We start from the raw sequence: 4,438 nt of genomic DNA, 5'->3' as shown, positions 1-4,438 counted from the left end.
AGCACTCCAAACTGCTCCACAGGACCTTGCTTGCTTTCCCGCTTCCGCGGGGCTGCGAAACAAGACTCTACAGCAGGTCAGGGGGTGCGGTCGAACCCCGGCCGGTGAGGCGTGGAGCACAGTCGCCGGCGCCGGCCGCCTAGGGCGCCAACTGGTCGATCGCCTTGACGATCCGCTTGTCCGAGATCGGATAGGCGGTGCCCAGCGCGTGCGCGAAGTAGCTCACCCGGAGCTCCTCGATCATCCAGCGGACGTCCCGCGCCTCCTGCGGCACCGGCTTGCCCCGCGGGAACTGTTCCAGCAGCCACAGGTACTCGTCGCGCATCTCCTTCACCTTGGCCATCCGGGCACGGTCCCGGTCGGCGTTGGTGGGCAGCTGCGTCAGGCGCCGGTCGACGGCGACGAGATAGCGCAGCAGGTCGTGCAGGCGGTGCACGCCGTGCGCGGTCACGAAGCCCGGCTTCACGAGCTCGGCCAGCTGCTCCTTGACGTCCGTCAGCGACGGCACCAGCGTCAGGCTCGTCGTGGCCTTCAGACGGCGCTCGCACGCCTGCCAGGCGGCCAGCACCTCCTGCACCTTGCGGATCGTGTCCAGCGTCGCGTCCACGATGTCGGCCCGCACCGCGTCGAAGAGCTTGCGGAACGACTCCTCGTCCCAGGCGGGCCCGCCGTGGGCCGCCATCAGCTTGTCCGCGGCACCGGCCACGCAGTCGTCGAAGAGCGCCTGGATCGAGCCGTGCGGATTGCGCGACAGGGCCAGCTTCTGCTGATTGCCGAGCTTGTCCTGGGCGAACTTCGCCGGGTTCGACGGCAGGTTCAGCAGGATGAGGCGGCGCGTGCCGCGCCACATGGCCTCGCGCTGCTCCGGCTCGGTGTCGAAGAGCCGCACCGCCACCGACGTGCCCTCGTCGACGAGCGCGGGATACGCCTTGACGGGCTGGCCGGCGCGACGGGTCTCGAAGGTGCGCGGGAGGGCGCCGATCGTCCACGCGGTCAGGCCCGTGCGCTGCTCCAGGCGCGCGCCGCCCGAGGACTCGGCGGCCTTCTCGAACGCCTTGGTGATCGCCGCCTGCGTCTTCGGCTTGAGCTTCAGCCGCAGCGCCTCCAGGTCCTTGTCCTCGGCGATCTTCCGCTTGCGCTCGTCGACCACCCGGAAGGTGATCTTGAGGTGGTCGGGGACCTTGCCGAGGTCGAAGTCCTCCGCCTCCATGCGCACGGCCGTCATCCGGTGCAGCCCACGGGCCAGTGCCGTCGTCAGCGGCTCCTGGAGCGGGACAGCGGAGTCCAGGAAGCGCTGGGCGAAGTTCGGGGCCGGGACGCAGTTCCGGCGGATCGGCTTGGGCAGCGAACGGATCAGCTCCGTCACCAGGTCCTCGCGCAGCCCCGGGATCTGCCAGTCGAAGCCCTCGGCCGAGACCTGGTTGAGCACCTGCAGCGGAATGTGGACGGTCACGCCGTCCGCGTCCGCACCCGGCTCGAACTGATAGGTCACCTTGAACTTCAGCCGGCCCTGCCGCCAGGAGTCCGGATAGTCGGCCTTGGTGACCGCCTCCGCGTTCTCGTTGATGAGCATCGAATGCTCGAAGTTGAGCAACTCCGGCTCGTCACGGCGCTTGTGCTTCCACCACGAGTCGAAATGTGCACCCGACACCACGTGTTCGGGCAGTCTCTGGTCGTAGAAGTCGAAGAGCGTCTCGTCGTCCACGAGGATGTCGCGGCGACGGGCACGGTGCTCCAGCTCCTCGACCTCACCGAGGAGTTTGCGGTTGTCGTGGAAGAACTGGTGGTGCGTGCGCCAGTCACCCTCGACGAGCGCGTTGCGGATGAACAGCTCACGGCTGGTCTCCGGATCGATCCGCCCGTAGTTGACCTTCCGCTGCGCCACGATCGGCACGCCGTAGAGCGTCACCCGCTCGTACGCCATCACCGCGGCCTGCTTCTGCTCCCAGTGCGGCTCGCTGTAGGTGCGCTTGACCAGGTGCTGGGCGAGCGGCTCGACCCACTCCGGCTCGATCTTCGCGTTCACCCGGGCCCAGAGCCGGGAGGTCTCGACGAGCTCCGCCGACATCACCCAGCGCGGCGGCTTCTTGAACAGCGCCGAACCGGGGAAGACCGCGAACTTGGCGCTGCGGGCACCGAGGTACTCGTTGTTCTTCGCTGTTTCCTTGCCGCCCTCCACCCCGGCGTTCTTCAGGCCGATGTGCGACAGGAGTCCCGCCAGCAGCGACTGGTGCACGCGGTCGGGCGCCGCGTCCTCCTCGGCGAGGTGGATCCCCATCGTCTTGGCGACCGTGCGCAGCTGGTAGTAGATGTCCTGCCACTCGCGTATGCGCAGGTAGTTCAGGAACTCCGACTTGCACATGCGGCGGAAGGCGGACGACGACAGCGTCTTCTGCTGCTCGCGCACGTACCGCCACAGGTTCAGGAAGGCGAGGAAGTCGCTCGTCTCGTCCTTGAAGCGGGCGTGGTGCTGGTCGGCCTGCTGCTGCTTCTCCGACGGCCGCTCGCGCGGGTCCTGGATGGAGAGCGCGGCGGCGATGACCATGACCTCGCGGGCGCAGCCGTTGCGGTCGGCCTCCAGCACCATGCGGGCCAGGCGCGGGTCGACGGGCAGCTGCGAGAGCTTGCGGCCCAGCTGCGTCAGCCGCTTCTTCGGATCCTTCTGCTGCGGGTCTATCGCCCCGAGCTCCTGCAGCAGGTCGACGCCGTCCTTGATGTTGCGCCGGTCCGGCGGGTCGATGAACGGGAACTTCTCGATGTCCCCGAGGCCGGCCGCGGTCATCTGCAGGATGACGGAGGCGAGGTTCGTCCGCAGGATCTCCGCGTCCGTGAACTCCGGCCGCGCGAGGAAGTCGTCCTCCGAGTACAGCCGGATGCAGACGCCGTCGCTCGTCCGGCCGCAGCGGCCCTTGCGCTGGTTGGCGCTGGCCTGCGAGACCGGCTCGATCGGCAGCCGCTGGACCTTGGTGCGGTGGCTGTAGCGGGAGATCCGGGCGAAGCCGGGGTCGATGACGTACTTGATGCCGGGCACGGTCAGCGACGTCTCGGCGACGTTCGTGGCCAGGACGACACGGCGGCCGGAGTGACGCTGGAAGACGCGGTGCTGCTCGGCGTGGGAGAGGCGCGCGTAGAGCGGAAGGATCTCGGTGCTCTGCCCGAGGGCGCCCCCGGTCCGGGTGAACTTCTTCTCCAGCGCGTCCGCCGTGTCGCGGATCTCCCGCTCGCCGGAGAGGAAGACCAGGATGTCGCCCGGCCCCTCCTTCTGCAGCTCGTCGACGGCGTCACAGATCGCGGTGACCTGGTCGCGGTCGGTGTCGGTGGAGTCCTCCTCCAGCAACGGCCGGTAGCGGACCTCCACCGGATACGTCCGGCCGGAGACCTCGACGATCGGCGCGTCGCCGAAGTGGCGGGAGAAGCGCTCCGGGTCGATCGTCGCCGACGTGATCACGATCTTGAGATCGGGGCGCCGGGGCAGCAGCTGGGCGAGGTAGCCCAGCAGGAAGTCGATGTTGAGGCTGCGCTCGTGCGCCTCGTCGATGATGATCGTGTCGTACTGGCGCAGCTCGCGGTCCGTCTGGATCTCGGCGAGCAGGATGCCGTCCGTCATCAGCTTGACCATGGTCTCGCCGCCGACCTGGTCGGTGAAGCGGACCTTCCAGCCGACCGCCTCGCCCAGCGGCGTCCGCAGCTCCTCGGCGACCCGCTCCGCCACCGTGCGGGCGGCGATCCGGCGCGGCTGGGTGTGGCCGATGAGGCCCTTGACGCCGCGGCCGAGCTCCAGGCAGATCTTGGGGATCTGGGTGGTCTTGCCGGAGCCGGTCTCACCGGCGACGATCACGACCTGGTGGTCGCGGATCGCCGCGAGGATCTCGTCCTTCTTCTGGCTGACCGGCAGCTGCTCGGGGTAGCTGACGGCCGGCACGGCCTCCCGGCGGGCCGCGACGCGCAGCTCGGCCGCGTCGGCGTCCGCCGCGATCTCGGCCAGGACGGCCGCACGGGCCTCGGGCTTGCGGATGCGGCGCGCCCCGTCGAGCCGGCGGCCCAGCCGCTGCGCGTCGCGCAGCATCAGCTCGGGCAGACGGGCGGCGAGGTCGGCGAAGGCGGCGGGGGCGGCAGGCTGCGTAGACATACGAAGTCCAGGATCGCACCACGCGCCGCGAAGCAGCGAACCTATTTAGGGGCTGTGGCGTCCCTGCGCCCCGGATGCGCGGGGCGGCGGCGCGGCGCGGGCGCGGTGGCCGCGGGGTGGGCGGGCGCAGGGAGGGGGGAATGGCGAAGGCCCCGATCCGGGGATCGGGGCCTTCTGGCTGTGGCTGGGGCCGGGGTCGAACCGGCGACCTTCCGCTTTTCAGGCGGACGCTCGTACCAACTGAGCTACCCAGCCACGTGATCACCGAGGTGATCACAGCGGTCCTGACGGGATTTGAACCCGCGGCCT

At 69.6% G+C, this 4,438-nt stretch carries 1 protein-coding gene and 1 tRNA gene; both read right to left on the bottom strand.

What is annotated here, in order from left to right:
- Positions 1 to 139: 139 nt before the first annotated feature.
- Positions 140 to 4,129: an ATP-dependent RNA helicase HrpA gene (gene hrpA, locus LE181_RS31460; RefSeq protein WP_225664982.1), complete on the bottom strand. Its 3,990-nt coding sequence runs from the start codon at positions 4,127 to 4,129 to the stop codon at positions 140 to 142.
- A gap of 181 nt (positions 4,130 to 4,310) precedes the next feature.
- Positions 4,311 to 4,384, bottom strand: a tRNA-Phe gene (locus LE181_RS31455).
- Positions 4,385 to 4,438 lie beyond the last annotated feature (54 nt).

Origin of the sequence: Streptomyces sichuanensis (assembly GCF_020328095.1) — a bacterium.
GTDB classification, from domain to species: Bacteria; Actinomycetota; Actinomycetes; order Streptomycetales; family Streptomycetaceae; genus Streptomyces; species Streptomyces cinnamoneus.
This window is presented reverse-complemented; position numbering and strand designations above follow the sequence as displayed.